This is a genomic window from Nocardia violaceofusca NBRC 14427 (genome assembly GCF_963869435.1).
Taxonomy (GTDB): Bacteria; Actinomycetota; Actinomycetes; order Mycobacteriales; family Mycobacteriaceae; genus Nocardia; species Nocardia aobensis.
The window spans coordinates 205,006-231,830 of sequence record NZ_CAWMPM010000004.1 but is presented as its reverse complement, the minus strand read 5'-3'; the positions used below and the strand labels follow the sequence as shown (position 1 = coordinate 231,830).

Sequence of the window (26,825 nt, the reverse complement as noted above, 5' to 3'; positions counted from 1 at the left end):
TCCCGGACTCCTGTCGTAAAACGTCACAGTGACGTAATAAGGGTGGCTGGGCGGGGCCTCTCGCAACGAGTCGAGATCCGCATCCGCTGAACGTCACCGCGCGCCTTGCCGGCGGATTGTGACTCAGGGGCAGTGCACACCGCACGGTTTGGTACCCGCCACGAGAACCTCGCGGGCCCGCTGGTGACTTGTTAGCGTCCTCGGCAGGAGGTGTCATGAAGGCAGCGCGGCCTTTCGATGTCGATGTGGTGATCGTCGGATCCGGATTCGGCGGCAGTGTGACGGCATTGCGATTGGTGGAAAAGGGATATTCGGTCGCGGTGCTCGAGGCCGGGCGACGCTACGAGGACGCCGAGTTCGCCACCACGAGCTGGGATCTGCGGCGATATCTGTGGGCGCCGGCACTGGGCTGCTACGGCATCCAGCGGATCCACCGGCTGCGCGACTGCTTCATCCTCGCCGGCGCCGGAGTCGGCGGCGGATCACTCAACTACGCCAACACCCTCTACAAGCCGGGCCGCGCGTTCTTCGAGGACCGCCAGTGGGCCGAGATCACCGACTGGGACGGCGAACTCACCCCGCACTACGACCAGGCCCGGCGCATGCTCGGTGTCGTGGAGAATCCGCACACCACTCCGGCCGACGAGATCATCCGCTCGGTGGCCGAGGAGATGGGCGTCGCCGACACCTATGTTCCGACCCCCGTCGGCGTGTATTTCGGCGAGCCCGGAGTAGCGAGCCCGGACCCCTATTTCGGCGGCGCCGGACCCGAGCGCACCGGCTGCATCGAATGCGGCGAATGTATGACCGGTTGCCGGCACGGCGCGAAGAACACGCTGGTCAAGAACTATCTGGGTTTGGCCGAACGCGCTGGGGCACAAGTACATTCGATGACCACCGTGACCGCCCTGCGACCGCAGGACGACGGCAGTTGGCGGGTCGAGACGCGCCGCACGGGCCGATTCCGAGGTGGGCGGCGCAGCTTCTCGGCGCGGTACGTGGTGCTGGCGGCGGGGACCTGGGGAACGCAGCGGTTGCTGTTCCGGATGCGCGACACCGGGGTGCTGCCCGCGCTGTCGCCGCAGCTGGGCGTGCTGACCCGCACGAATTCCGAGGCGATTCTGGGTGCGGGCCGCACCCGGGTGGACACCGGCCTGGATCTGACGGCGGGTGTGGCGATCACGTCGTCGTTCCATCCGACCGCCGACACCCATATCGAGCCGGTGCGCTACGGCAAGGGTTCGAACACGATGGGGCTGTTGCAGACCTATCTGGTCGACGGCGGGAAGGCGGTGCCGCGGTGGGTGCGGGTGCTGGCGATCGCGGCCACCCATCCCGTGCGGACGGTGCGGTTGTTGCGCACCCGGCGATGGAGTGAGCGGACGCTGATTCTGCTGGTGATGCAGAGCCTGGACAATTCGATCACCACGTTCACCCGGCGTGGGCTGTTCGGCCGCCGCTACACCAGCAGGCAGGGCTACGGTGAGCCCAATCCGTCGTGGATTCCGGCCGGTCACGAGGTGACGCGGCGGGTGGCGGACAAACTCGGCGCCACCGCGGGCAGCACCTGGCCCGATATTTTCGGTGTGCCGATGACGGCGCATTTCATCGGCGGGTGTGTGATCGGCGGCGACCGTGAGCACGGTGTGATCGATCCGTATCACCGCGTGCACGGATATCCGACGTTGAGCATCGTGGACGGGTCGGCGATCTCGGCTAATCTCGGGGTGAATCCGTCGTTGACGATCGCCGCGCAGGCCGAGCGGGCGGCGTCGATGTGGCCGAACAAGGACGAGCGCGATCCGCGGCCGCCGATGGATCTGCCCTACCGGCGCATCGATCCGATCGCGCCGGTAGCCCCCGTCGTTCCGAACTCCTCCCCTGCCGCGTTGCGGCTGCCGATCGTGGAGGTCCGGCACACCTCGGCGGGTGGCCGCCCGGCCTGAGCCGGCGTGGTTCCGGTTCTCGACGTCAGCGCGTGAGGCGTCCCAGCAGCGCTGAGGCGCAAGCGATTCCGAGGAGGGCGGCCAGGACGAGGACGCCGAAGTCGGTCCACAGGTCGGCGGTGCCGCCGACGAGCAGTCCGCGCAGGGCGTCGACCTCGTAGCTGAGCGGGTTGACGTGGCTGACGGCGTGCAGCCAGCCGGGCATGAGCGCCAGCGGGTAGAGGGCGTTGGAGGCGAAGAACAGCGGCATGGTGATGGCCTGGCCGATGCCCATGAGGCGGTCGCGTTGGGTGACCAGCCCGGCGATGGTCATCGACAGGCAGGCGAAGAACGCGGCACCGAGGACGACGACGGCGAGGGCGCCGAGCAGCTTCAGCGGGTTCATCGTCATGTGGACGCCCATGATCAGAGCGAGGACGACGATGATCAGCACCTGGGCGATGGCGCGTACTCCGGCGGCGAAGCATTTGCCGGTGATCAGCGCCGCGCGGGGTGTGGGGGTGACCATGAGTTTGTTGAGGATGCCGGCGTCGCGGTCCCAGATCAGTTGGATGCCGTAGAAGATCGCGATGAACAGTGCCGATTGGGCGATGATGCCGGGTGCGAGGAAGTCCAGGTAGGGCATGTCGCCGGTGGGGATGGTGTGCAGGCGGGCGAAGGTGGTGCCGAAGATCAGCATCCACAGCGCGGGTTGCACTGCGCGGGTGACCAATTCGGTGCGGTCGTGGCGCAGTTTCTGCAGTTCGACGATCGCGAAGGTGGCGATGCGGGAGCCCAGGGTGGCGATGCGGGCGGCGCCGTGCGGGGCGTGGCGCAGGGGCGGGAGTTCAGCCGGCGCGTTGAGCGGTTCGGCGGGTGCTTCGGACACCGCGCAGTCCTCCTTCGGTGGTGGGGTCGTCGTCGAGTCCGGCGTCGGCGTGGTGGCGGAAGACGTCTTCGAGGGTGGCGTGCGGGCCGAGTGCGGCTCTCAAATCCGCGGGTGCGCCGGCTGCGCGGAGTTTTCCCTTGTGCAGCAGGGCGATTCGGTCGCAGAGGCTGTCGGCTTCGGCCATGTAGTGGGTGGTGAGCAGGACAGTGGTGCCGAAGCGGGTGCGAAGGTCGTGGACGCGTTCCCAGACGCTGTCGCGGGCGATGGGGTCGAGGCCGACGGTGGGTTCGTCGAGGATGAGCAGGGCGGGCCGGTTGACGAGGGCCTGGGCGAGTTCGAGGCGGCGGATCATGCCGCCGGAGTAGCCGGCGGCGAGGCGGTCGGCGACGTCGAGCAGGTTCATGGCGTCGAGGGCTTCGGTGACGCGGTGGCGGCGTTCGCGGCGGGGGACGTCGAAGAGGCGGGCGAACCAGGTGACGTTCTGGCGGCCGGTGAGGGTGGCTTCGATGGAGAGTTGTTGGGGGACGTAGCCGAGGTTGTAGCGGATGTCGGTGTCGTGGCGGCCGGCGCGGAAGCCGAGGATGTCGACGGTGCCGTGCTGGATGGGCATGAGGGTGGTGAGCAGGCGGATGGTGGTGGTTTTGCCGGCGCCGTTGGGGCCGAGGAGGCCGAAGATCTCGCCGCGTTCGATGCGCAGGTCGAGGTGGTCGACGACGGTGTGGTCGCCGTAGCGGTGGGTGAGGTCGCGGCAGTCGATGGCGGGGTGGTGTTCGGGTGGGTCGTGCGGGGTCATCGTCGTCCTTGTTCGTGGTCGTGCAGGAGTTCGGTGATCTTGTCGACGACGGCGAGGCCGCGCAGGAGGTCGTCGCGTTCGGCCGGGGTGAGGGCGTCGAGGGCGGTGGCGACGATGTCGTGGCGGCGTCTGCGGATGTCGTCGACGTCGCGCTGGACCCGGGCGGGCAGGCTCAGGCGCATGACGCGGCGGTCGGCGGGGTCGGGTTCGCGGACGAGGAGGTCGTCTTTGACGAGTGCGGTGACGAAGGTGGAGACGCTGTTGGGTGCCAGTCCCATCTCGGCGGCGGCGGATTTGACGGAGATGTGTGGGTTGCGGCCGACGAGGCGCAGGAATTCAGCTTGGGAGGCGCTGACGCCGGGCCGGTCGAAGGATCGGCCGGCGATGCGCCCGACTTGGCGGCGGAAGCGGCCGAAGGCGCTCATGAGCCGAGGGACCAGTTCGGCGTGGGTGGCGGGTGGGGTGGTCACCTCCCCACAATACCTCTGACTCAGAGCTATTTTCCTGTGAGTCTCCCCCGAGTCCCGGGACGGCTCCGGCGACCTGCGCCTGTGTTAGGTTGTGATCGACGTCACGCGGCCGGCGGTCTTCCCGGATCGGACGACAGTGATCATCGGACGACAGTGATCCCGGACGGCCGGTCGCCCATCGCATCGACCGGAAGGAGATCGCCGTGGCCACCGACCGGATTCTGGTCATCGTCACCAATGCCGGGGAATACGAGAAGGTCGGCTATCGCACCGGGCTGTGGCTCGGCGAGCTGACCCACTTCTACGACTATGTCACCGAACACGGCTATACCGTCGACATCGCCAGTCCCGCAGGCGGATTCGTGCCCATCGATCCGGAGAGCCTGGCCCGTGACGTCCTCGCCGATCTCGGCACCGACCGCCGCTACCGCGACCGGGAATTCATGGACCTGCTCGACCGCACGCGCAGTATCGGTGAGATCGAGGTCGAGGATTACGACGCGATCTACTTCACCGGCGGGCACGGGGTGATGTTCGACTTCGGTGGCGACGATCTGGGCGCGCTCACCGCGGCCTTCCACGACAGCGGCCGCGTGGTGTCGGCGGTGTGCCACGGTCCGGTCGGATTGCTGAACGTCCCGCTGGAGAGCGGGGCGGCGCTGATCGCCGGGCGGCGGGTGACCGGGTTCTCGTGGCCGGAGGAGGAAGCCGCTCAGCGCGCCGACGCGGTACCGTTCAGTCTTCAGGACGAACTCGTGAAATTGGGCGCCGACTACAGCATGGCCGACGAGCCGTTCGGACCTTACGTCGTCACCGACGGGCGGCTGATCACCGGTCAGAACCCCGCCAGTGCGCGCGGCGTGGCCGAAGCGGTGGTCGCGACCCTGAAAGGAGAGCAGCGGTGAGCGATTCCGGCAGCGATATCGACGTCGAGGTGCCCGCCAGCGGAACCGGGTGTGCGGAGTGTGTCGCCGCCGGCGGTTGGTGGGTGCATCTGCGTCGGTGCGCGCGCTGCGGGCATGTGGGGTGCTGTGACACCTCCCCCGCCCAGCACGCCACCGCCCATTTCCGCAGTACCGGCCACCCGATCATCCAGAGCTTCGAACCGGGCGAGGACTGGTTCTACGACTACCGCGACGGCGCGGTCGGTGAGGGACCGGAACTGGCGCCACCGACCAGTCACCCGGAGACGCAGCCGGTGCCGGGGCCCGCGGGTCACGTCCCCGCGGACTGGCAGGACCACATTCACTGACGGCGCCACACCGGGTTACCGACCGCTCCGCCGGCCCGGCGTTCAGTGTTCGTCGTAGCGGATGCGGTGCGCCGCGGCGATCGGGTTGATCTTGCGCGGGTCGAGTGCGCCGTCGGTGAGTACGGTGGGGCCTGCTTCGAACAGGTCTTCCAGATAGCATTCCCATCCGCCCGGCGACGATATCTGGAGCACTGTGGGCGGCGGGTCCGAGACCGCGCGCAGGGCGTGCGGAATCCCTTGTGGCAGTAGGACGAACGTGCCAGCCGGTGCGACGAACGACCGGTCGTCGAAGTCGACTCCGAGCTCACCGCTGAGCACGTAGACGCTTTCGTCGGCCACCTCGTGCGTGTGTCGCGGGATGTCTCGGGCCAAGGTCACCTCCAGCAGTGAGAACCGGCCCTCGGTGTCGGCTGTGGCGGCCTTGACCGCGAAGGCGGGTGGCATCGGAACCCGCCCCGGGCGCACCTCACCCGGAGCCACGTGGAGAAATCTGTTGTGCGACATCGTGCTACCCTTCCCGCGGGACAAAACGGAATCGGAATCCGCTTCCGTCTCGATGGTAGCCGGAAAGGACGGACAGGTGTCAACACCCGCGACGCCACGAAGAACCCGCGCCGACGCGGCCCGCAACCGCGACCGCCTCCTGGACGCGGCTCGAGAGTTGTTCGCCGAGAAGGGCTCTCAGGTGCAGTTGCCCGACGTGGCACGCGCCGCGGGTGTCGGAGTCGGCACGGTCTATCGCCACTTCCCCACCCTCGCCGAGCTCGTCGACGCGGCGGCCGAGCAACGCTTCACGGAGATCGAGAACTACGCTCGCGCAGAGTGTCTCGCTCACGCCGGCGAGGGGCTGCGACGCTATCTGACGCATGTGGGCGAGCTGCTCAGCGCCGATCAGGGCCTGTCCGCGGCCGTCGAAGCCGCCCGCCGGTCGCCCGGCAGCGAGCCGCGCGGATCGTCTCGCGCCCGGCTGGAAACCGTTGTCGGCGAGATCATCACGCGCGATCGAGAGGCCGGTGCGCTGCGGCAGGATTGCACGGCCGCGGACGCCTACATGCTCGTCGGTGCGATCTCGGCGACGATCCGCACCGGCAGCGGCGACTGGCGGCGCCTGCTGGAACTGATGCTCGACGGTCTGCGGCCGCGCGACTCGTCGTAGCGGCGGCGCGACACCGATGCGAGTCCGCCTTTTCCGGCCTTACGCCCGGATTGACACCTGTAAGGTACGGCGTGCCGGGTGTGTGGGGGCGCCCGTATTCGCCGGCGGGTGAGCTGTGGCAAGGAGGCGTGAACGTCGTGGACGAGGACGTCGACCTGACCGACCTGGACCGGTTCACCAGCGGATTTCCCCATCCGATATTCGATCGGCTGCGACGCGAGGCGCCGGTCTGGTTTCATCCGCCCACCGCGCACAGCCCCGGCGGCGACGGTTTCTGGGTGCTCAGCCGCTACGGCGACATCGTCGCCGCGGCCACCGACACCACGGTCTTCTCCTCCGAATCCGGCGGCGGACGCGACGGCGGCGGCACGACGCTCGAGGATATGCCGCTGGGCGTGCCGGTCGGGGCGCTGCTGAACATGATGGACGACCCCCGCCACGCGAAGATCCGTCGCCTGCTCGCACCCAGCACCACCCCGCGAGCGCTGCGGCGGATCGAGGACGACCTGCGCCGGCGCGCGGCCGCCATCGTGGATGCGGCCGTAGCGAAGGGTGAGTGCGACTTTCTCACCGACGTGGCCGCGGAACTGCCGCTGCAGGCCGTCGCCGAGCTGGCCGGTGTGCCGCAAGCCGATCGCCACGAACTGATGAACTGGGCCGACGTCGCCCTGGACTACGACGGCCGCGAAGTCGGCGAGGTCGACGACCGTCTCGCCCGGGCACAGGCCCGCATGTTCGCCTACGCCGCGGACCTGTTGCAGCGCAAACGCGGCGCACCGGGTGCGGATCTGCTGTCGGTGATCACACACGCCCTCGTCGACGGCCAGCCGCTGACCGACGCCGAACAACACCTGTTCTTGAGCCTGATCGTCGCCGCGGGCAGCGAGACCACACGCAACTCCATCGCCCTCGGCACGGCCGCGCTCAGCGAATCGCCGCAGTTGTGGAAACAGTTGCAGCAGGACAGAACTCGCCTCCCGGGCGCGGTCGAGGAGATGTTGCGCTGGGCATCCTCCACCCCCTACAACCGGCGCACGGCCACCGCGGACGTGTGGATCGGCGGCCACCGCATCGCCGCCGGTGACAAGGTCACGCTGTGGTGGGCCTCGGCCAACCGCGACGACAGTGTGTTCCCCGACCCGCACCGGTTCGACATCACCCGAAACCCCAACCCGCACCTGGCTTTCGGGCGGGGCGTGCATTTCTGCCTGGGCGCCTCGCTCGCGCGGATGGAGATGCGGGTCATGTTCGACGCGCTGCTCGACCGGGTCGAAACCCTCACTCCGCGCGGGCCCGTCGAGTACGTCCGCAGCAACAAACACAGCGGTATCCGGCATATGCCGGTCACGATCGGCGCCCGATGAGCGCCGAGTGGCCCGTGGATGACCCGCCCGAGTGAAAGGAGCCGGCCTGTGGCCAGCGAACCGACCGTGGAGAACGTCAGCCGGCTGCAAAGCTCGAGTCGCGACGTCACCCAGTTGCCCGCGCTGCTCGCCGACTGGCTGGCCACGGTCATGCTGGACGGGCAGCGGCCCGAGATCTCCGTCGTCGGCGGGATCGACGCCAACGGCATGTCCTCGGAGACGATCGTGCTCGGCGCCCGATGGGACGACGACGGCGCGCCCGTGCACCGGAAATGGGTGATGCGGGTGGCGCCCACCGGCTCCGACGTTCCCGTCTTTCCCGTCTACCGTCTCGACCATCAAGCCGCTGTGATCGAGGCCGCCGGTCGGGCCGGTATTCCGGTTCCGCGGGTGCGGTTTCTGGAGAACACGGCGACGGTGCTGGGTGCCCCCTTCTTCATCATGGACTACGTCGAGGGGATCGTCCCGCCCGATGTGATGCCGTATACGTTCGGCGGCAACTGGTTCTTCGACGCGGCACCCGAACAGCAGCGCCTGCTGCAGGACGCCACCATCGAGGTGCTCGCCACCCTGCACTCGATCCCCGACGCGGGCACCGCATTCGACTTCCTCGTCGCCGACCGCACCGGCGACACCGCCCTGCGCAAGAACCTCACCTGGCTGCGGGCGTGGTACGAGTTCGCGGTGGCCGATATCGGTCGGTCACCGCTGGTCGAGCGCGCCTTCGACTGGCTCGACACCCACTGGCCCGAACAGATCGCGGCCGGTGAGACCGTGCTGCTGTGGGGCGACGCGCGCATCGGCAACGTGCTCTACCGCGACTTCCGTCCCGCCGCCGTCCTCGATTGGGAGATGACGACGGTCGGGCCACGCGAACTCGATGTGGCGTGGTGTGTGTTCGCGCACCTGGTGTTTCAGGAGTTGAGCGGGCTCGCCGGACTGCCGGGATTGCCGGACATCTTGCGCGAGAACGACGTTCGTGACACGTATCGGCGCCTCACCGGTGTCGAACTCGGCGATCTGCGCTGGTTCTACGTCTATTCGGCGGTGGTGTGGGCGTGTGTGTTCATGCGCACCGGCTCGCGCCGGGTGCATTTCGGGGAGATGGATCGGCCCGAGGATGTCGAGTCGCTGTTCTACCACGCGGCCCTGCTGCGCACGCTGATCGGGGAAACGACGCAGTGAACCGCTACTGCCCGCCTGCGAGATGGTCGAGGATGATCTCGTTCACCGCCTCCGGTTTCTCCAGGTGCAGGAAATGCCCGGCGTCGTCGATGCGGACGACGCGGCTGCCCGGGGGCAGGTGCCGGTCGAGATCCTGGAAGAAGCCGGGCCGCAGGCAGCCGTCGGTGGCGCCGTAGAGCTGCAGAATCGGATGGATCGGTGGCGACATCAGCAGCCGGTCCAGGTCGCGGGGCCGCGTCGACCGCGGGCGGACCAGTTGCCGGTAGTAGCCGATGATCGCGGAGCGGTGCTGCGGCGGGGCGGCCGCGGCGAGGTGGGCGAGGTCGTCGGTGGCGTCGTATCCGGGAGACCACCGGCGCCACAGGAACGCGGTCATCGGGGTGAAGAAGCGTTCGGGAACGACCGGAAACTGGTTGGCGAGGATGTACCAGCTGTTCACCGACTGCGCCAGTGTCCGCGCCACGTGGCGGGCGAGATCGTCACGGGTGATCCTGACACTCGCCAACGGTGGAACCGCCGCCGCGACGAAGGACCGGAACGGCGATTCCGGCAGGGCGGCAAGGGCATTCGCGGTGAAGGCGCCCCAGTCGTGGCCGATGACGACGGCCCGCTCGGCGCCCAGGCGCTCGGCGATGCCGAGGGCGTCGGCCACCCGCGAACCGGTCGACACGTCACCGTCGGCCGGCACCGTCGACGGCGCATATCCGCGGCTGAACGGCGCCACGGCATAGTACCCGTGGTCGGCCAGCGCGGGTCCGAGATGGCGCCACGTCCAGGCGGTGTCGGGGTAGCCGTGCAGGCACAGCGCGAGCGTCGCCGCGGGATCGCCCCAGGTCAAGGCGTGCAAGCTGACCTGTCCCAGATCGAATTCGGTGCGATCCGGCGCGGGAGTGAATGTGGATGCCATCGTGCCTCGTCGGTAGTTCCGCACCCGCTGGGTCCGGCGTCGGCTTTTGCTGTTGACAGGCGTATATCCTAGTGTCTGATTCATGGTGGAGGCCGCGATACAACCCCGCCCGCCCCGGCGCTCGCTGGCCGGCCGCTCCGCCGAGACCGTGGACCGCTTGCTCGACGCCGGTCTCGAGGTGTTGCGGGAGCAGGGCTACGACCAGCTGTCCATGCGGGAGGTGTGCCGGCGCGCCGGGCTCACGCACGCGACCGCCTACGGCTATTTCTCGGCGAAACAGCATCTGGTGGCCGAAGCGTACTGGCGCCGGATCCGCACCTGGTGTGCTCGACCGGTCCTCGGCAAGACGCCGTCGCAGCGGCTGGCGAGCGTATTCACCGAGATGGGCGAGCTGATGTCCGAAGAGCCGGAACTGAGCCTGGCCGCCTCCGCCGCGATCCTCAGCCACGACCCCGATGTGTCGGCTCTGCGCACCCGCATCGGCGCAGCGATGAGCGACCGCGTCCGCACCGCCCTGGGCGACACCTGCACCGGCGACCTTCTCGACGCGCTGAACATCGCGGTCAGCGGCGCGATGATCCAGGCCGGGACGGGCTACTACAGCTACCGGGAGATGGCGGTCCGGCTGACCTCGGTGGCCCGCCTGCTGCTGGCGGCCGGCGACCACTGAGCCGATCCACGCGGTGGGGTCGAGCCGTACGGGGGCGAGGCGGCACCGAGAGCATTCACCGGGAACGATCATCCGCGGCGCCGGTCGTGGAAGTACCACATTTTCGCCCGGAGGGTCCGAGTTGCCGGTCTAGACTGCTGCGGATCAGCCGATGAGATTCCCGAGATCCTCGCACCGGGATTCTCGCACCGGATACGAGCGACGGCCGGGCAACCGGCCGGGTGCGAGGGTGAGTCGATGAATGGCGGCAAGACACTGCGGGCCTGGTGGAACGATCCGGTCGACTACCGCTGGCTGGTACGCAGCCTGACGGCCCGATCCGCGCTGGGTCCGTTGAAAGTGCTGGTCGGTGTCGCCGGGGCGATGATCGCGGCGATGGGAGCGGTGATCACGGGCTCACCGGTGGGACCGCCCGGCCATCCCGGCATCGCGTCCACGGTCGGGGTGTCGTGCGGGGCGCTGTGGGCACTGCGCTGGTGGTTGCTGCGCTGGCCCGGCAAATTCGAATCGCTGCTGCTGATCGGCGGCGCCGACGTGCTGTTCATCCTCGAATTCCTGCAGGTGCCGGATCGGGTGTTCGCGGCGATGGGCACGGTACTGCTCGTGGTCACCGGCAGCTACCTCGGCTTCTTCCACAACGCGCGGGTGTTGGCGGCCCATTCGGCGTGGTCGCTGCTGGCGGTGATCGTGATGTCGGTGCGCATCGCCACCGGCGGCGGACAACTTCGCCTCGCGGTCGCGGTCGGCTTGCTGCTGTTCGTGTCGGTGGTCAGCGCGGTACCCGCCCTGCAGATCCTCTACTGGCTGCTGCGCACCGAATCGATGTCGGATCCCCTGACCGAACTGCTGAACCGTCGCGGCCTCGAGATCCGGCTCCCGCTGCTGGTCGACCAGCACCCCGCGGTCAGCGTCATGACCTTCGACCTCGACAAATTCAAAAACGTCAACGACACCTGGGGACACCGCGTCGGCGACACCGTGCTGGTGCGGACCGCCCGCCGCCTGCACGAGGCCGCCGGACGAACCGCGGTGGTGGCCCGTACGGGGGGCGAGGAATTCGTGGTCGCCACGCCGATCGCCGCCGCCGACGCCGCCCACGCCGAGGGCGAACGCCTGCGCCGCACCGTCGCCGAACCGTCCGGAACCACGGTCGAGGTGACCGCCAGCGTCGGTGTCGCGGTCTACGACGCGACGACCTGTCCGCGATGCCCGCGACCGACCCCCGACCGGCTGCTGCAATCCGCCGACGCCGCCATGTACCGCGCGAAGCAGGCCGGGGGAAATCTGGTCGTGGTCGAGGACCTCACCCCGCCACGGGATCACCACCGGGCCACCGGATAACCCGTGGATGTGCGCTGCTCGCCCGCCGGCACGGAGTCGACATCGGCCCGCAGGGGCGGAAGGGGGCGCCAGGACACCGGCACCTGGCGCATGAGCAAGGCGCAGTCGAGCACCGCGGTGCCGGGCGGAAACCGGTCCCGGTCGTCGAAGACAGTGGACCGGACCGATTGGACCTCGACCGGCTCGACGTGCCACGCGTTCGTCTGGAGTTCGAGCCCATCGAAGCGTCGACCGCCACGCGTGGCCGAGAATCCGGCCGAGCCACGCCGGAAGAAGTCCGATGCCTGCGCCAGATCGGCGAACAGTTCGCTTCCCCGGAACCGCTCAGCGGTCCGGACGTCCACGCTCACGGAGACCGTCTCGTCCTGACTGGTGAAGGCCACGTGCAGGTCCTGCGCTGTTTCCCGCACGTCGAATCGCGCCGAACTGTGCTCACCCGGAAACAGTCGGCCACCGGCGAGAACATTGATCACCGAGCCGCTGTCGCGGCGCGGGATGTACACACCGGTCGAGCGTCCCCGCGGACCATCCCACTCGACCGCGATGCGATGTGCCGCGTTCTCGCTGCGCAGCCCGACCCAGCCGGGCAGCCGACTGGGTCGGAACTGCCCGAGGCGGATCAGGCAGATGCCGGCAACCGCCCAACCGCCCACCAATTGAGGTCGCATCGGCGGCGGCACCAAGCTCGCAGCCGCCTCAGGGGCGACGCGGTAGTTCACCAGAAGGCGTCGCTCGACGACGCTGGACATCCGCGGAGGTCTCATCAGGTTCCCTCGTTCTCGGTGGTTCGCGGTCTGCGCTGTCTGACGATGACCTGCTCCGGGCAGATCGCGCTCAGGAACCTGCCGACACACAGTGCCAGTCGTTCCTCGACAAGGGAGTAGAAGATTCGATTGCCGGCTCGTCGTTCTCGGACGAGCCCGGCTGCCTTGAGTACGCCCAGATGCCGGGAGATCGACGGACCGCTGATCGGAAACTTGGCGGCGATATCCCCTGCGGTCAGCTCACCGGGGCGCAGATCCTCCAGGATCTGCCGGCGCGTGGGGTCGGCCAGCGCGCGGAACACTCCGGTTTCCTCTTCAGGCCCGTACTCGGTCATTCTCGCACCTTAGCACTTTAGCTAAATAGCGAATAAAGAAAACTATTTCAGTCGCCGGATCACCTCATGCCACAGACATCGGTTTTCGCCGATCGGTGATCAGCCGGTGTGGATCGACAAAGCGATGAGCATCGCCGTGCGTTTGGCCGGATCGTCCGGATCGAGGAAGTCCAGTTCACGCATCCGCCGCATCCGGTGACGCACGGTGTTGGGATGGACGTCGAGAGTGCGAGCCGCGGTGTTCGGATCGCCGTGGGCTTCCAGCCAGGCCTTCAACGTGGGCAGATAGTGGGTGCCGGCCCGCTCGTCGATCTCCGCCAGCTGGGCGACGGGATCTCGCGACGGCAGCCGGCCGGTGGAGGCCATCGACCGCAGGCGCTGGATCAGGACCCGATCCCAGGCGGTGTCGTAGCAGGCCGGTGCCGGGGTGTTGGCCGCCGGCAGCGCCATGCACTCGTCGGCCTCCTGACGGCTCGCCGGCAACTCCCGCGCGTCGGCGCAGCCGCCGATGCCGGCCACCACGCTCATATGCGCGGGCAGGCTCGCGGCGATATCGGCGATCCACCGATACGCCGGCGCCGGATCGTCACCGGCGGGCAGCACGGTGTAGACGGTATTGCCGAACAGCGTGCTGCGGCCCAGGCGCGACCAGCCGAAACCGGTGGTGGCGCGTTCGAACGCGAGCAGGATGCCGGCGTTGCGTTCCTGCTCGGCATGCGCTTGTAAGGCGATGACGCGAAGATCGCGGGCCGGGATGCCGAGTTTGCCGATCGCGGCCTCCGCGTCGGGGCTGCCCTCGATCAACTCGATGACCAGTTCGGACTCCACCTGCCGTTCCAGATCGGCACTGACCCGGGACCGCAGCAGATGCAGCGCGACAGTGTGCGCGCCCTCCTGCAGGATCCGGGCCCGATCCGCCGACAGCGGCTCGCGACCGGACACCCACACCGAACCCAGCAGTTCCCGGCCCGCGCGCACCGCCGCCACCGTGCGCCCGTGCAGACCGTGCTCGGGGGCCGGCGGGATGTAGCGCGGCGCATCGGAGCGGGCCAAGTGCGCGAAAATGCCCTGCTCCTCGAAGAATCGGCGCACCCGATCGGGCATGCGCCGCCCCAGAATGGTGTCCGAGCGGACCGGGTCGGTGTCGTGGTGCGCGGTGGAGTAGGCCATCACGCGCGAGAGCTGATCCTCGATGGTCACCGGTCCGTCGAGGGAGGCGGAGATGGTGTCGGCGAGGGCGAACAGATCGCTGGGACCGCGCCCGGATTCGGTTTCGCGGCCCTCGAGGACCAGCCCGTAGACGACCGAGGCGATCTGGCTCCAGGACACGCTCGGATCGACGGTCATCAGCGCCGGCCCACGATCGCCGAGCAACTGCCGGATCCGGGCATCCGGTGTCTCGGAGGTGCGGGCCACGATCACCCGGGCCCGGGCGTCCATTCCCAGGGTGAGGGCTTCGGCGAGGTCGGCCGCACCGACCGCGAGGAACACATCGCCGGTAGCCGCGTGCGGGCGGATCGGGTCGTGGACCGCGACGCTGTGGATTTCGACGGCACGGTCCACGACGGTGCCGTGGAGGCGGGCGCCGTAGCGGCTCACGATATTGATCAACCGGTCCAATTTGACCATCGGTGCAGCTCACGACTCCTTCCGGAACTTCGGGCGATCGTCATGCTGTTCGTTGTCGACAACAGCGCCCGTCGAGATTGTTTGGTACCGACAATGTAGCGGGTAAGACGGCGGGTCACTCTGGAGGTGGACCCTCGGTGCGGCGGATGTGGTGTCGTCCGGGGGCCGGGTGTTGTCGGCAGTGGACGAAGAGAATGAGATGACGGGAACCGAAAGCGTCTGGTTGACGCAGGACGCGTACGAGCGGCTGCGGCGGGAATTGCTGGAGTTGCGGGCGGCGCAACACGGCCCCGGCGACGAGGACGGGCAGTCCGCGGCCGGGCGGCGGTTGCGCCGGCTGGAGTTGGAGGAGTTGCTGGATCGTGCCGTGGTCGGGCAGGCGCCCGCCGACGACGGCATCGCCGAACCCGGGATGGTGCTGACCGTCCGGTTCGACGACGAGCAGACCGAAACGTTCCTGCTGGGCCGGCGCGACGGCGCCGACACCGAGGAACTCGAGGTCTACTCGCCCGAGTCACCGCTGGGCAGCGCGCTCACCGGCGCCCGGCCCGGACAGGTGTGCTCGTACCGGATTCCCAGCGGGGCGTCGGTGAACGTGACATTGCTCGAGGCGGTCCCCTACGGCATGCACCTGCGACGGCGTTGATCGCGGTCGGCCGCGGCGGACTCGGCCGGAAAGTGAGGTCGTGAGATGGATTGGCCACATCTGCTCAGGTTCGTCGGTGTCACCGTCGCCTTCTCGGCGCTGGTGCTGCTGATCCTGGTACCGCGGAAGGTGACACGCCGATTGTGCTCGCACTGCGGGCATTCCAATATCGTGCACGACCCGGTATCGGGCCGCTGCCGCAGCGCCGTGGACGCCGGAGTCCTGGTGTCGCGCGATCGCGGCGCCGGGCTGCCGACCCAGCCCTGCCGATGCCAGGACTATCGCGGCGAACTGTGACCGGCTTCAGGAGTGCGTGCCCGGTTGCCGGCGCCCGGCGAGGAAGTAGGCGATCGGCACCGCGCCCGCCGAGTTGAGCAGCGTCACAGCGGTCGCCCACCGCAGTTTCGACCCTCGGATCTCGGCGGCCGGCCGGCGCGCGATATCGATGAGCGCCGCCAGTTTCAGGATCCCTTCCACCACGGTCGCGGCCACGATCAGCCGTCGCGTCCGCTCGTTCAGTTCGCTCCACCGTTTCCTCGCCACGAGCACCCCTTCCAGCTCCGCCACGTTTCGATCACCTCATAGTGCACTGCGGGCAACCGCCGATCCAGGGTCGAAGGGCCCCGCGTTTCGCGGGGGCCGGGTAGGGTCGGTTCGGCGGCCCGGGCCGCGTCACCGGTTCGGCTCCCCGTAGCTCGTTCACTGAATAACGAACCGCGACAAGCGGTTTCGTCCGACACGGATCATCAGGTCAGCGGCGGTGCGGCGAAAGGTGAATCGATGTGCCGATTGTTCGGGCTCAGCGCGGCACCCCAGCGGGTGCACGCCACGTTCTGGTTGCTGGAGGCCCCCGACAGCCTGGCCCGCCAGAGTCGCCGCGAACCCGACGGCACCGGGCTGGGCACCTTCGAAGCCGACGGCGAACCGCTGGTGCGCAAACAGCCCATCGCCGCCTACGAGGACCAGCAGTTCGTGCGCGAGGCCATGGAATGCGAGTCGGCGACCTTTCTCGCCCACGTGCGCTACGCCTCCACCGGGGCGACGGTCGCGGCCAACACCCACCCGTTCGAACAACACGGGCGGCTGTTCGCCCACAACGGCGTCGTCGGCGGCCTGCCGGAACTGGAACGCGCCCTGGGTGACTACCGCGATCTGGTCGCCGGGCAAACCGATTCCGAGCGGGTCTTCGCCCTCGTCACCCGATGCATCGACGAACACGACGGCGATGTCGTCGCCGGGATCGGCGCCGCGGTCGGGTGGATCGCGGACAACCTGCCGGTGTTCGCGCTGAACTTCGTGCTCACCACCGCGCAGGATCTGTGGGCGCTGCGCTACCCCGACACCCACGACCTGTTCGTTCTCGAACGCGCCGCGGGCGGACCCGGCGGCGGCAAACATCTCGACCACGCCGGCACCGGGCCCCTCCGCGCCCATTCCTCCGCGCTCGCCGACCATCCGGCCGTGGTGATCGCCACCGAACGCATGGACGCCGACCCCGGCTGGCGTGATCTGCCGGTGGGCCGGTTGCTGCACGTCGGGCCCGATCTGGTGACCACCCGCCACACCGTCGTCGACCACGCGCCCCGGCACCGGCTCACCCTCGCCGATCTCGGCGAGCACGCCGCGGCCTCGCAGCGAGCCACCACCTGAGACAAACGTCTGTAACAGGTTCTATTTCCCGTGTTACTGTCACTTCCATGAGACGGGGAGCCGACGCGGCCGCACGCAGTGGTGGGGTCCGCTGATGGTGGATGCGCGCACACCGGTCGTCGTGGGCGTCGGCCAGTCGATCGACCGCATCGACACGCCCGAGTACCGGCAGATGTCGTCGGTCGAGCTCGCCGCCGCGGCCGCCCGCGCCGCCCTCGAGGACACCGGCATCCGCTACGCCGAGGCCGCCGCGAGCGTCCAACTCATCGCCGGGGTACGCCAATTCGAGATCTCGGCACCGGTGCGCGCCCCGCTGGGACGCTCCGACAACTACCCGCGCTCGGTGGCGCGACGACTGGGCATCGATCCGGCCCGCGCCGTGCTCGAGGTGGTCGGCGGGCAGGGCCCGCAACATCTGCTCACCGAGTTCGCCGCCGACATCGCCGCCGGGCGACTGGAATCGGTGCTGATCACCGGGTCGGACGCGATCTCGACCGAGCGCTACTACGCCGGCCGAGACGACAAACCCGACTTCACCGAAACCGCCCCCGGACAGCTCGAGGACCGCGGCTTCGGATACGAATCGTTCGTCGACGACAACCTCATCGCCCACGCCGTCATGGGCGCACCCACCCAATACGGCCTGCTCGAGAACGCCCGCCGCGCGCGCGTGGGCGCGACACCGCAGCAGTATCGCCTGCAGATGGGAAAACTGCTGGCCCCGTTCACCTCCGTGGCCGCGAAGAACCCGCTCGCCGCCGCGCCGGTCGAGCGCAGCGCCGAGGAACTGGCGGCCGTCACCGATGCGAACCGGATGATCTGCGACCCGTATCCGCGCCTCATGGTGGCCCGCGATCTGGTCAACCTCGGCGCCGCGGCCGTGGTGATGTCGCTGGGCAAAGCCCGCGAGCTCGGCATCCCTGACGACAAACTGGTGTATCTGCGCGGCCACGCCGACCTCGAGGAACAGACCCTGCTCGCGCGCCCCGACCTCGGCGCCGCACCCACCGCGTGGACGGCGGCGCGAGAAGCGTTGCGGGTAGCCGGAATCGGCCTCGACGACCTCACCACCATCGATCTCTACAGCTGCTTCCCCGTCGCGGTGTTCAACTTCTGCGACGGCACCGGACTGGCCACCGACGACCCGCGCGGGCTCACCGTGACCGGCGGGTTGCCGTTCTTCGGCGGCCCCGGCAACAACTACTCCATGCACGCCATCGCCGAAACGGTGGCCCGGATGCGCGAGCAGCCCGGCGCTTTCGGCCTGGTGGGCGCCAACGGCGGCATCATGAGCAAATATTCGGTCGGGGTGTACTCGACCACGCCGGCGCCCTGGGCGCCCGACCGCAGCGCACAGTTGCAGCGCGCTGTGGCGGCGGCCCCGCGGGTGCCCAGCCGGGCGCGCGCCGACAGGCCGGCGCGCATCGAAACCTACACCGTGCGCCACGCATTCGAGCCGCGCACCGGACTGGTCGTCGGGCGCCTGCACGCCGACGACAGCCGGTTCCTGGCGTTGATGGCGCCGGAAAGCCTTGGCGCGGTGGACGATCCGATCGGCCGCGACATCCTCGTCACGTCGAGCGAGAAGGGCAACACCGCGGTCATGGTGCCGTGACCGGCCGCGGACGCGGGAACGGAGAGATTGATGGGGTTCGTTCAGCCGGAACTACCGGTCGTCGATCAACAGCAGTGGCAGAGCAGCGACCGCAGTGAGCGCATCCGGCTCATGGCGCGGCACTGGGCCGAGGTCGGCTTCGGCACACCGGTGGTGCTGCACCTGTTCTATGTGGTCAAGATCTGCCTCTACATCCTCGGCGGCTGGCTGTTCGCGCTGAGCACCAGCGGCATCGACGGATTCACCGACGTCGGCAGCTGGTGGTCGGAACCGATCGTGTTCGAAAAGGTCGTACTCTACACGATGCTGTTCGAAGTGATCGGGCTCGGCTGCGGATTCGGCCCGCTCAACAACCGCTACTTCCCGCCGATGGGATCGATCCTGTACTGGCTGCGGCCCGGCACGATCCGGCTCCCACCGTGGCCGCGCGTCGTCCCGCTCACCCGCGGCACCGCGCGCACCCCGGTCGACGCCGCGCTCTACGCGCTGCTGCTGGCGGTGCTGCTGTGGGCGCTGCTGTCCGACGGCACCGGCCCGATCCCCGCACTCGACACGAATGTCGGACTCCTGCCGGCCTGGCACGTCGGCCTCGTCGTGGCCGTGCTGGCGGTGCTGGGACTGCGCGACAAGGTGATCTTCCTGGCCGCGCGCGGCGAGGTGTACGGCTCGCTGGCGGTGGCGTTCCTGTTCGGCGGCGCCGACGCGATCCTCGCCGCCAAACTCGTCTTCGTCGTCATCTGGATGGGTGCGGCGACCTCGAAACTGAACCGGCACTTCCCGTTCGTGGTCTCGACCATGATGTCCAACAGTCCGATCGTGCGCCCGCGATGGCTGAAGCGCCGCTTCTTCGCCGACTTCCCCGACGACCTGCGCCCGGGACGGTTGTCGCGGTGGGTCGCCCACAGCGGCACCGCGGTGGAGATGTGCGCGCCGATCGTGCTGTTCTTCTCCCACGGCGGCTGGCCCACCACGATCGCCGCGGTGATCCTGCTGTGCTTCCACCTGGCGATCCTCACCGCCATCCCGATGGGTGTGCCGCTCGAGTGGAATGTGTTCATGATCTTCGGGCTCGGGGTGCTGTTCGTCGCGCACGCCGACATCGGCTTCGCCGACGCGGCGCACCCCTGGCTGCCGGTGCTGCTGTTCGCGGTGCTCGTCGCGGTCGTGATCACCGGCAACCTGCTGCCCTCGCGGATCTCGTTCCTGCCCGGTATGCGCTACTACGCCGGCAACTGGGACACCACGGTGTGGTGCCTCAAACCCTCGGCGGCACAGAAGATCGACCACAACATCGTCGCGATCGCGAGCATGCCGCAGGCGCAGATGGAGCGCTACTACGGCAAGGACCGAGCCCAGATCCCGCTGTATCTCGGCTACGCCTTCCGCGCCATGAACACCCACGGCCGCGCCCTGTTCACCCTCGTGCACCGCGCCATGCCCGCCGGTCGCGAAGACGAATACACCATCACCGACGGCGAACGCATCTGCAGCACCGCCATCGGCTGGAACTTCGGCGACGGGCATATGCACAACGAACAACTCATCGCCGCCCTGCAACAGCGCTGCCGCTTCGAACCCGGCGAAGTCCGGATCGTCCTGCTCGACGCCCAGCCCATCCACACCCAGGTGCAGGCCTACCGCCTCGTCGACGCCGCCACCGGCGAATTCGAAAGGGGCACAGTGCGAGTCGCCGACATGGTCGAAAGCCAGCCGTGGGCCGACAACCTGCCCGTCCACGTCACCAGCACCGCCGGCCCGACCGTGCCCGCCTGACATCGGCGCGACCGCGGGCGCGGTCACCGGGCGTGGGTATGGTGAGTCATGTCTTTCCAGCCGACCCGTTGGACTCCCCCGCCCGCACCCGCCCGGGCCCGCGCCCCGCACAGCGAACCGCCCATGCCCGAGCTGCGGCTGCTCGAACTCCCCGGCGCCGGCCCCGAGGACGTGGTACTCGCACCCGACGGGCGGATCCTCACCGGCATCGCCGACGGCGCCGTTCTCGCCGTCGACCCGGCCACCAGCGCGGTCGAGCAGATCGCCCATACCGGCGGCCGCCCCCTGGGCCTGCACGCCGAGGCCGACGGATCGCTGCTGATCTGCGACGCCGACCGCGGACTGCTGCGCCTGGACCGCCCGCACGGCACTCTGGAAACTCTCTGCGACCGGGTCGACGGCGTGCCGCTGAATTTCGCCAGCAACGTCGTCGCCGACACCGACGGCACCGTGTACTTCTCCGAATCCACCCGCCGCTACCCGCTCGACGACTATATGGGCGACATCCTCGAACACTCCGGCACCGGCCGGCTGTTGCGCCGCACCCCCGACGGCGGCGTCGACACCCTCGTCGACGGGCTGCAATTCGCCAACGGCATCGTCCTGGCCCCCGACCGCTCCTGCGTGCTGGTCGCCGAAACGGGCGGCTACCGCATCGCCCGCCACCACCTCACCGGACCCCGCGCCGGTGACACCGACTACCTCGTGGAGAACCTGCCCGGCTGCCCCGACAACCTCGGGCTCGGCAGCGACGGCCACATCTGGGCCGCGCTCGTCACACCGCGAAACCCCATCCTGGACAGGCTGCTTCCGCTACCCGGCGTGCTGCGCCGCCTCGTGCGCGCCATTCCACCCACGCTGCAGCCGAAACCCGCCCGCACCGTCTGGGTACAGGCCTACGACTTCGACGGCGACCTCGTCCACGACCTGCAACGCGACGCAGACCGGTACGCGATGGTCACCGGCGTCGCCGAATCCGGCGGCACCCTGTACCTGGGCAGCCTCAGCGAACCGGCCATCGCGGTCGTGCGCCTGCCCTCCTGAGACGGCCTGAGTCGAATCATTGTGCTGCAACACGTTTCACTGGCGTCGCAGTGTTCCGGTGATAGCGCCGATCGGACCGGTCATCGAATAGGCGAGCGTGCGATCCGGGTTCAGCGTGAGGGTGGAGGACTGGCCGTCGTCCATACAGGTCGGCCCCGACACCAAGCGGGCGCGCAGCGTGATCACGGACTCGCTCGCCGAGGTGAGGGTTTCGGCGCGCCGGCAGGTGACACCACTGGTCCGGCCGGTATTGCTCGCACTACTCAACTCCGTCCCTACCGCGCCCGCGCGCAGGGTGACGATGATGTCGTAGGTGGCCAGCCCGTCGGTCGCGGTGCCCTTCCACGTGCCCGCGTAATCGGCGGGCAGCGCCGACAACTCACTCGCCGCGGCCGTCGTCTCGGCCGTCGCCTCCGGCGTCGACGTCTCCTCGAAAGCGCCGGTCTCCACCGCGGTGTCGGTACCGGCTGCCGATCCCGGACCGTCCGAGGACGCACTGCGGAAGGCGAGCGTGGCACTGATCACCGCCGCGGCCACCAACAGCACCACCACGCATCCGATCACGACCACCCGGCGCCGCGACGAATCCCGCTGTGCGAGAGGGCTTTCGCTGTGCCCGGCGCCCGGGGGGACGCCGGGCGGAGCCCAGGGCGAGGGCGACGGCGCACCGGGTGTGTTCGCATGCCCAGCGGCGCCGGTCCGGCCCGCCGGCCCGATCAGCGTCGAGGGAAGTTCGGGCGTTCCGGGCCGCGGTGACGGAATGTGCGGCGCCGGATCGGAATCCAGATCCAGCAGCATCACCGCCTGCCGGCTGATCGCCTCCAGGATCGGTCCCGGCAACCACCCCGACCTGGCCTCACCCAAAGCCGCACACTGTCTTTCGATATCGGCGGGCGTCGGGCGATTGCCGGGCTGTTTGTCCAGACACGCCCCCGCGATCGGACGCAACGCCGCCGGCAGGCCGTCGAGCCGAGCCGGTTCCTGCATCACCCGCCACAGCATCGGAATCGAATCACCCGAACCGAACGGCCCGCTGCCGCTGGCGGCATACACCAGCACCCCGCCGAGCGCGAACACATCGACCGCCGGCCCCACCGGCGCATCGCCCCAAATATGTTCCGGCGCCATATATCCCGGCGAACCGATCACCTTGCCGGTCGTGGTGAGCGAGTCGTCGTCGACGGCGCGGGCGATGCCGAAATCGATCAGCCGCGGCCCGTCGAGGGTCAACAGCACGTTGGACGGTTTCAGGTCGCGGTGCACCACCCCGGCCGCGTGCACATCGGCCAGCGCCCGCGCCAAACCCGCCGCCAGCGGCACCAGCGCCGATTCCGGCAGCGGCCCGAACGAGTCCACCGCCTCACGCAACGACAACCCCGCCACGTACCCGGTCGCCAGCCACGGCCGCTGCGCCTCCACATCGGCATCCAGAACCGGAACCGCGTGTGCACCCGTCACCCGTCGCGCGGCGGCCACTTCCCGCCGGAATCGGGTGCGGAACTCGGGATCATCGGACAGATCCGGGCGTACCACCTTCACCGCGACGGTGCGGCCACCGGCGTTGCGGCCCAGATAGACCCGGCCCATCCCACCGGCGCCGAGCACCCCGAGCAGACGATACGGGCCGATGGTCGCCGGATCACCGGACTCCAATGGGAGCATCTGGGCTCGTCGTTCCTTCCCGGCCGTGCCTGCCGCATGCGGGCTCGCTCGATCACACACGAGCGCGGCATCCGCCGCAAGCCGGAGCCCGGGTGGCTCAGGTCGGCTGCGGAACCGGTTCCTCGTCGGCCGCGTCGGGAACCTCGGTACCGGCCAGCGAAACGCCCGCGGTCTCCCGCAGGAAGAACCACGCCACCAAACCCACCAGGCACGCCCCGACCATGTAATAGGCGGGGAACAGATGCCAGCCGGTGGCATCGATGACCGACTCGTTGATCAGCGGCGCGGTACCACCGAACGCGGCGGTGGAGATGTTGTAGCCCAACGCGAATCCCGCGTAGCGCACCTGCGTCGGGAAGATCGCCGGGAACGTCGCCGAAATCGTCGACAGCTGCGGAACATAGAGCAGGCCGAGCACCACGAAGCCGACGATCGCCCACGCCGCACCCTGACCCATCAGCCAGTACATGGGGATCGCCAGCACCGCCAGCCCCACCAGCGACACCAGCCACATCGGCCGCCGCCCCACCCGGTCGGAGACCGCACCCGAGAGCGGCAGCACCAGCGCCATCACGATCTGACCGATCAGCACCATCGCCGTGGTCTCGGAATCGCCCATGCCCAACGTGTTGTGCAGATAGGTCGGCTGATATGCCAGCAGCGTGTAGTTGACGACGTTGAGCGCGACCACCAGCCCGGCGATGGTCAGCAGTTCGCGGCGGTAGTCGCGCAACAGAATCCGCAACCCGCCCTGGGCCTTCTGATGCTCGGCGACCTCGGTGAACACCGGCGATTCGTCGAGCTTGCTGCGCAGATACCAGCCGATCAGACCCAGCGGCACCGCCAGCAGGAACGGGATCCGCCAGCCCCACGATTCCATCGCGTCGTCGGAGAGCAGAACCTGCAGGATCAGTACCACCGTGGAGCCACCGACGAATCCGCACAGGGTGCCGAATTCGAGGAAGCTGCCGAGGAATCCACGGCGGCGCTCATCGGTCGATTCCGCGATATAGGTGGCCGCGCCACCGTATTCACCGCCGGTCGAGAAACCCTGCACCACGCGCAACAGGATCAGCAGGATCGGCGCGGCGATCCCCACCGCCGAATGGGTGGGCAGGATGCCGATGCAGCCCGTGGCCGCGGCCATCAACAGGATCGTGGTGGCCAGCACGACTTTGCGGCCCACCCGGTCGCCGAGCGGACCCCACACCATGCCGCCGATCGGGCGCAGCACGAAGGAGATGGCGAAACCGAGCAGTGTGCCCAGGGTGCCCAGCGAGCCGGGGAAGAACGCGTCGGTCAGATAGGAGGCCGTGGCCGCGTAGACGCCGTAGTCGTACCACTCGGTGGCGTTACCCATGGCCGCGGCGGCCACCGAACGTCGTTGCTGGGCGTGCGGCAGGCTGGTGCTCACGCGCGCTCCTCCTCACCTGTTTTCGGTTGCTGCGCGCCCGGCCGTGAAACTGCGACGGGGGACACGAAACACACGGGTACCCGGTGGGCTGTCCGGCAAACCGGGCGCCGGCGGCGCGGCCGGCTCGAGCGGTGGGATCCACCTGCGATGATATCGGGGTGGGTGACTCCGCTCACAGCGCCACGCGGCCGGTGAACAGGAGTCACCGGCCGGTGCAGCGCCGGATTTGCCGGATATGGTGTCTGATTTGCCGTTTTGTGCTGCGGGGCGGCGCATCCGGTCCGCGCGACTCCGGTGGCGGCCCACGTACATTGACCCGGATATCGCTGGACTCCGGGATGCCCGGACAGATGCTCCCGAGGGGGACCACGTGACCGCCACCGCCACCGGACGACCGCGTTCGGCTTTGACGGAATGGTTGCTGCAGGGCGCCGACGAGGACCGCTACTCCCACCATCCCGGCCCGATGGTGAAGCAGGCCGAAGAACAGCACCAACGGTCGTGGTGGCAGGTGATGTGCCTGACCGGCGTCGACTACTTCTCCACCCTCGGCTATCAGCCCGGTATCGCCGCCCTGGCCGCCGGTGTGCTGTCCCCGCTGGCGACGCTGGTCCTGGTCGCGCTGACATTGCTGGGCGCGCTGCCGGTGTATCGGCGGGTGGCCCGCGAATCCCCGCACGGCGGCGGGTCGCTGGCCATGTTCGCCGACATCCTGCCCCGCTGGACCGGCAAACTGTTCATCCTCGTCCTGCTCGGATTCGCCGCCACCGACTTCGTGATCACGATGACGCTGTCGGCGGCCGACGGCGCCGCCCACATCGTCGAGAACCCGTTCGTGCCGCACGCGCTGCGCGGGCACGGCCTCGCGATCACCCTCACCCTCCTCGCTCTGTTGGCGGCGATCTTCCTCAAGGGATTCGCCGAGGCGATCCGGATCGCGATCGGGCTGGTCGGGGTCTATCTGGCCTTGAACCTGGTCGTCGCGGTCGTGGGCGTGTGGAAGGTCGCCACCGCCTCGCACCTGATCGTGGACTGGGGCCACGCCATGACCGCCCAGCACGGCAGCGTCTTCGCGATGGTGGGCATCTCGTTGCTGGTGTTCCCCAAACTCGCGCTCGGACTGTCGGGTTTCGAAACCGGAGTGGCGGTGATGCCGCAGATCAAGGGCGGCCCCGACGACACCGAGGAGCACCCGGAACGCCGCATCGTCGGCGCGCGCAAACTGCTGACCACCGCCGCGCTGATCATGAGCGCGTTCCTCATCGTCACCAGCTTCATCACCGTGGTGCTGATCCCGGAGCGCGAATTCGAATCCGGTGGATCCGCCAACGGCCGCGCACTCGCCTACCTGGCCCACCAGTACCTGGGCAACGGCTTCGGCACCGTCTACGACATCTCCACCATCGCCATCCTGTGGTTCGCCGGCGCCTCGGCCATGGCCGGACTGCTGAACCTCGTGCCGCGCTATCTGCCCCGCTACGGCATGGCGCCGGAATGGGCGCGCGCCACCCGGCCGCTGGTGCTGGTGTTCGCGGTGATCGCCTTCGGCATCACTTGGTACTTCGACGCCGACGTCGATGCCCAGGGCGGCGCCTATGCCACCGGCGTGCTGGTGCTGATCACCTCCGCCGCCGTCGCCGTCACCCTGTCAGCGGCGCGAAAACATCAGCGCGGCAAGGCTTTCGGATTCGGCGCCGTGGCGGCCGTGTTCGTCTACACCACCATCGCCAATATCGTGGAACGCCCCGAGGGCGTGCAGCTGGCCTCGCTGTTCATCATCGCCATCATCGTGGTGTCGTTCGTCTCACGGGCGCGGCGCGCCTTCGAACTCCGGGCCATCGAGGTCGACTTCGACGACAAGGCCGCCTGGCTGATCGACAAGATCGCCGCCTCGGGCACCATCCGCATCGTCACCCACGACCTCGACGACGTCGACGCCCGCCGGCCCGACGACTACCGGCAGAAGGAAGCCGAACAGCGAATCGAGAGCCACATCCCGGCCAAGGCGCCGATCCTGTTCCTCGAGGTGATCGTCAAGGACGCCTCGGAATTCTCCACCGACCTGCACGTCGGCGCGGTCGAAATCGACTGCTACAAGATCCTTTCCGTCGAAGCCGCCGCGGTGCCCAACTCGATCGCCGCGATCCTGCTCGCGATACGCGACCGCACCGGCATGAACCCGCACGTGTATTTCGAATGGACCGAAGGCAATCCGCTGCTCAACCTGCTGAAATTCCTGTTCGTCGGTGAGGGCGAGGTGGCGCCGGTGACCCGGGAGATCCTGCGGCGCGCCGTCGCCGATCCGAATCAGCGCCCGCACGTGCACGTCGACAGCTGACCG

Annotated in this window: 26 protein-coding genes; 15 read left to right on the top strand and 11 right to left on the bottom strand. The window is 68.8% G+C overall.

Translation table 11 applies throughout. From position 1 onward, the window contains the following. The first annotated feature begins 215 nt into the window (after positions 1–215). The gene (locus tag AC5592_RS03580; protein WP_063063365.1) at positions 216–1,946 is read left to right on the top strand and encodes an FAD-dependent oxidoreductase; all 1,731 of its coding nucleotides are present in this window, start codon (positions 216–218) and stop codon (positions 1,944–1,946) included. Between the two features lie 25 nt (positions 1,947–1,971). Here the strand turns inward: AC5592_RS03580 and AC5592_RS03575 are convergent, their stop codons facing one another. Genes AC5592_RS03575 through AC5592_RS03565 form a run of 3 tightly spaced genes read right to left on the bottom strand, consistent with a single transcriptional unit; the run spans position 1,972 to position 4,077 of the window. Continuing rightward, positions 1,972–2,814, bottom strand: coding sequence for an ABC transporter permease (locus AC5592_RS03575; protein WP_063063364.1), 843 nt, complete (start codon positions 2,812–2,814; stop codon positions 1,972–1,974). Then, on the bottom strand, positions 2,774–3,607 hold the full coding sequence (locus tag AC5592_RS03570; protein WP_063063363.1) for an ABC transporter ATP-binding protein: 834 nt from the start codon (positions 3,605–3,607) through the stop codon (positions 2,774–2,776). Before AC5592_RS03570 ends, AC5592_RS03575 begins: the two co-directional genes overlap by 41 nt. After that, positions 3,604–4,077 (bottom strand): MarR family winged helix-turn-helix transcriptional regulator, encoded by a 474-nt coding sequence (locus AC5592_RS03565; RefSeq protein WP_232329178.1) that lies wholly within the window; start codon positions 4,075–4,077, stop codon positions 3,604–3,606. The genes AC5592_RS03570 and AC5592_RS03565 overlap by 4 nt, the downstream gene beginning before the upstream one ends. Before the next feature lie 203 nt (positions 4,078–4,280). Between AC5592_RS03565 and AC5592_RS03560 the strand changes: the two genes are divergently transcribed. Continuing rightward, on the top strand, positions 4,281–4,982 hold the full coding sequence (locus AC5592_RS03560; protein ID WP_084506292.1) for a type 1 glutamine amidotransferase domain-containing protein: 702 nt from the start codon (positions 4,281–4,283) through the stop codon (positions 4,980–4,982). Next, a complete protein-coding gene (locus AC5592_RS03555; RefSeq protein WP_036505631.1) occupies positions 4,979–5,329 on the top strand; it encodes a UBP-type zinc finger domain-containing protein in 351 nt (116 codons plus the stop codon). The genes AC5592_RS03560 and AC5592_RS03555 overlap by 4 nt, the downstream gene beginning before the upstream one ends. Before the next feature lie 42 nt (positions 5,330–5,371). Here the strand turns inward: AC5592_RS03555 and AC5592_RS03550 are convergent, their stop codons facing one another. Then, positions 5,372–5,833, bottom strand: coding sequence for a cupin domain-containing protein (locus tag AC5592_RS03550; RefSeq protein ID WP_036505630.1), 462 nt, complete (start codon positions 5,831–5,833; stop codon positions 5,372–5,374). 76 nt (positions 5,834–5,909) lie between these two features. On the opposite strand from AC5592_RS03550, the gene AC5592_RS03545 reads away from it, so the two are divergent. From AC5592_RS03545 to AC5592_RS03535, 3 genes are all read left to right on the top strand, one after another. After that, positions 5,910–6,485 carry a TetR/AcrR family transcriptional regulator gene (locus AC5592_RS03545; protein WP_232329177.1) on the top strand — a complete coding sequence of 192 codons (576 nt, stop codon included), beginning with the start codon at positions 5,910–5,912 and terminating at the stop codon, positions 6,483–6,485. A 137-nt stretch (positions 6,486–6,622) separates the two neighbouring features. Beyond that, complete coding sequence (locus AC5592_RS03540; RefSeq protein ID WP_084506326.1) at positions 6,623–7,849, top strand: cytochrome P450; 1,227 nt, start codon at positions 6,623–6,625, stop codon at positions 7,847–7,849. A gap of 48 nt (positions 7,850–7,897) precedes the next feature. Beyond that, positions 7,898–9,034 carry a phosphotransferase family protein gene (locus AC5592_RS03535; RefSeq protein WP_063063358.1) on the top strand — a complete coding sequence of 379 codons (1,137 nt, stop codon included), beginning with the start codon at positions 7,898–7,900 and terminating at the stop codon, positions 9,032–9,034. Positions 9,035–9,038: 4 nt separating this feature from the next. Here AC5592_RS03535 and AC5592_RS03530 read toward each other — a convergent pair whose 3' ends face one another. Beyond that, entirely contained in the window at positions 9,039–9,941 is a 903-nt protein-coding gene (locus tag AC5592_RS03530) for an alpha/beta fold hydrolase (RefSeq protein WP_063063357.1), read from the bottom strand. 82 nt (positions 9,942–10,023) lie between these two features. Between AC5592_RS03530 and AC5592_RS03525 the strand changes: the two genes are divergently transcribed. Next, the gene (locus AC5592_RS03525; protein WP_063063356.1) at positions 10,024–10,611 is read left to right on the top strand and encodes a TetR/AcrR family transcriptional regulator; all 588 of its coding nucleotides are present in this window, start codon (positions 10,024–10,026) and stop codon (positions 10,609–10,611) included. A gap of 237 nt (positions 10,612–10,848) precedes the next feature. After that, positions 10,849–11,952, top strand: coding sequence for a GGDEF domain-containing protein (locus tag AC5592_RS03520; RefSeq protein WP_063063355.1), 1,104 nt, complete (start codon positions 10,849–10,851; stop codon positions 11,950–11,952). On the opposite strand, the gene AC5592_RS03515 is transcribed toward AC5592_RS03520, so the two are convergent. From AC5592_RS03515 to AC5592_RS03505, 3 genes are all read right to left on the bottom strand, one after another. Continuing rightward, positions 11,931–12,701, bottom strand: a complete 771-nt coding sequence (locus AC5592_RS03515) for a DUF2071 domain-containing protein (RefSeq protein ID WP_232329176.1) — start codon at positions 12,699–12,701, stop codon at positions 11,931–11,933. The genes AC5592_RS03520 and AC5592_RS03515 overlap by 22 nt on opposite strands. A gap of 14 nt (positions 12,702–12,715) precedes the next feature. After that, positions 12,716–13,051: a metalloregulator ArsR/SmtB family transcription factor gene (locus AC5592_RS03510; protein ID WP_063063354.1), complete on the bottom strand. Its 336-nt coding sequence runs from the start codon at positions 13,049–13,051 to the stop codon at positions 12,716–12,718. A 99-nt stretch (positions 13,052–13,150) separates the two neighbouring features. After that, complete coding sequence (locus AC5592_RS03505) at positions 13,151–14,680, bottom strand: PucR family transcriptional regulator (protein WP_063063353.1); 1,530 nt, start codon at positions 14,678–14,680, stop codon at positions 13,151–13,153. Between the two features lie 199 nt (positions 14,681–14,879). Here AC5592_RS03505 and AC5592_RS03500 point away from each other — a divergent pair, with 199 nt between their 5' ends. Further along, positions 14,880–15,326: a GreA/GreB family elongation factor gene (locus tag AC5592_RS03500; protein WP_036505644.1), complete on the top strand. Its 447-nt coding sequence runs from the start codon at positions 14,880–14,882 to the stop codon at positions 15,324–15,326. 45 nt (positions 15,327–15,371) lie between these two features. Then, positions 15,372–15,623 carry a hypothetical protein gene (locus AC5592_RS03495; protein ID WP_036505623.1) on the top strand — a complete coding sequence of 84 codons (252 nt, stop codon included), beginning with the start codon at positions 15,372–15,374 and terminating at the stop codon, positions 15,621–15,623. Between the two features lie 6 nt (positions 15,624–15,629). Here AC5592_RS03495 and AC5592_RS03490 read toward each other — a convergent pair whose 3' ends face one another. Continuing rightward, positions 15,630–15,893 (bottom strand): DUF5652 family protein, encoded by a 264-nt coding sequence (locus AC5592_RS03490; protein WP_232329175.1) that lies wholly within the window; start codon positions 15,891–15,893, stop codon positions 15,630–15,632. A gap of 213 nt (positions 15,894–16,106) precedes the next feature. Between AC5592_RS03490 and AC5592_RS03485 the strand changes: the two genes are divergently transcribed. From AC5592_RS03485 to AC5592_RS03470, 4 genes are all read left to right on the top strand, one after another. Next, entirely contained in the window at positions 16,107–16,976 is an 870-nt protein-coding gene (locus AC5592_RS03485; RefSeq protein ID WP_063063352.1) for a class II glutamine amidotransferase, read from the top strand. Between the two features lie 91 nt (positions 16,977–17,067). Continuing rightward, complete coding sequence (locus AC5592_RS03480) at positions 17,068–18,591, top strand: acetyl-CoA acetyltransferase (protein WP_063063351.1); 1,524 nt, start codon at positions 17,068–17,070, stop codon at positions 18,589–18,591. Positions 18,592–18,621: 30 nt separating this feature from the next. Further along, positions 18,622–20,364, top strand: a complete 1,743-nt coding sequence (locus tag AC5592_RS03475) for a DUF3556 domain-containing protein (RefSeq protein WP_063063350.1) — start codon at positions 18,622–18,624, stop codon at positions 20,362–20,364. A gap of 48 nt (positions 20,365–20,412) precedes the next feature. Further along, positions 20,413–21,408, top strand: a complete 996-nt coding sequence (locus AC5592_RS03470) for an SMP-30/gluconolactonase/LRE family protein (protein ID WP_232329174.1) — start codon at positions 20,413–20,415, stop codon at positions 21,406–21,408. Between the two features lie 36 nt (positions 21,409–21,444). Here the strand turns inward: AC5592_RS03470 and AC5592_RS03465 are convergent, their stop codons facing one another. Together AC5592_RS03465 and AC5592_RS03460 are read right to left on the bottom strand one after the other, a co-directional pair. Then, on the bottom strand, positions 21,445–23,070 hold the full coding sequence (locus AC5592_RS03465; protein WP_063063348.1) for a serine/threonine-protein kinase: 1,626 nt from the start codon (positions 23,068–23,070) through the stop codon (positions 21,445–21,447). A 97-nt stretch (positions 23,071–23,167) separates the two neighbouring features. Beyond that, positions 23,168–24,430, bottom strand: coding sequence for an MFS transporter (locus AC5592_RS03460; RefSeq protein WP_036505642.1), 1,263 nt, complete (start codon positions 24,428–24,430; stop codon positions 23,168–23,170). A gap of 520 nt (positions 24,431–24,950) precedes the next feature. Here AC5592_RS03460 and AC5592_RS03455 point away from each other — a divergent pair. Beyond that, positions 24,951–26,822, top strand: coding sequence for an APC family permease (locus tag AC5592_RS03455; RefSeq protein WP_232329193.1), 1,872 nt, complete (start codon positions 24,951–24,953; stop codon positions 26,820–26,822). Positions 26,823–26,825 lie beyond the last annotated feature (3 nt).

Bases quoted from the DNA above. Each gene is read 5' to 3' on its own strand.
- AC5592_RS03510 (WP_063063354.1), bottom strand. From the start codon at position 13,051: ATGACCGAGTACGGGCCTGAAGAGGAAACCGGAGTGTTCCGCGCGCTG.
- AC5592_RS03455 (WP_232329193.1), top strand. From the start codon at position 24,951: ATGGTGAAGCAGGCCGAAGAACAGCACCAACGGTCGTGGTGGCAGGTG.
- AC5592_RS03505 (WP_063063353.1), bottom strand. From the start codon at position 14,680: ATGGTCAAATTGGACCGGTTGATCAATATCGTGAGCCGCTACGGCGCC.
- AC5592_RS03495 (WP_036505623.1), top strand. From the start codon at position 15,372: ATGGATTGGCCACATCTGCTCAGGTTCGTCGGTGTCACCGTCGCCTTC.
- AC5592_RS03485 (WP_063063352.1), top strand. From the start codon at position 16,107: ATGTGCCGATTGTTCGGGCTCAGCGCGGCACCCCAGCGGGTGCACGCC.
- AC5592_RS03530 (WP_063063357.1), bottom strand. From the start codon at position 9,941: ATGGCATCCACATTCACTCCCGCGCCGGATCGCACCGAATTCGATCTG.
- AC5592_RS03550 (WP_036505630.1), bottom strand. From the start codon at position 5,833: ATGTCGCACAACAGATTTCTCCACGTGGCTCCGGGTGAGGTGCGCCCG.
- AC5592_RS03460 (WP_036505642.1), bottom strand. From the start codon at position 24,430: ATGGGTAACGCCACCGAGTGGTACGACTACGGCGTCTACGCGGCCACG.
- AC5592_RS03570 (WP_063063363.1), bottom strand. From the start codon at position 3,607: ATGACCCCGCACGACCCACCCGAACACCACCCCGCCATCGACTGCCGC.
- AC5592_RS03515 (WP_232329176.1), bottom strand. From the start codon at position 12,701: ATGTCCAGCGTCGTCGAGCGACGCCTTCTGGTGAACTACCGCGTCGCC.
- AC5592_RS03465 (WP_063063348.1), bottom strand. From the start codon at position 23,070: ATGCTCCCATTGGAGTCCGGTGATCCGGCGACCATCGGCCCGTATCGT.
- AC5592_RS03475 (WP_063063350.1), top strand. From the start codon at position 18,622: ATGGGGTTCGTTCAGCCGGAACTACCGGTCGTCGATCAACAGCAGTGG.
- AC5592_RS03520 (WP_063063355.1), top strand. From the start codon at position 10,849: ATGAATGGCGGCAAGACACTGCGGGCCTGGTGGAACGATCCGGTCGAC.
- AC5592_RS03470 (WP_232329174.1), top strand. From the start codon at position 20,413: ATGTCTTTCCAGCCGACCCGTTGGACTCCCCCGCCCGCACCCGCCCGG.
- AC5592_RS03580 (WP_063063365.1), top strand. From the start codon at position 216: ATGAAGGCAGCGCGGCCTTTCGATGTCGATGTGGTGATCGTCGGATCC.
- AC5592_RS03525 (WP_063063356.1), top strand. From the start codon at position 10,024: ATGGTGGAGGCCGCGATACAACCCCGCCCGCCCCGGCGCTCGCTGGCC.
- AC5592_RS03500 (WP_036505644.1), top strand. From the start codon at position 14,880: ATGACGGGAACCGAAAGCGTCTGGTTGACGCAGGACGCGTACGAGCGG.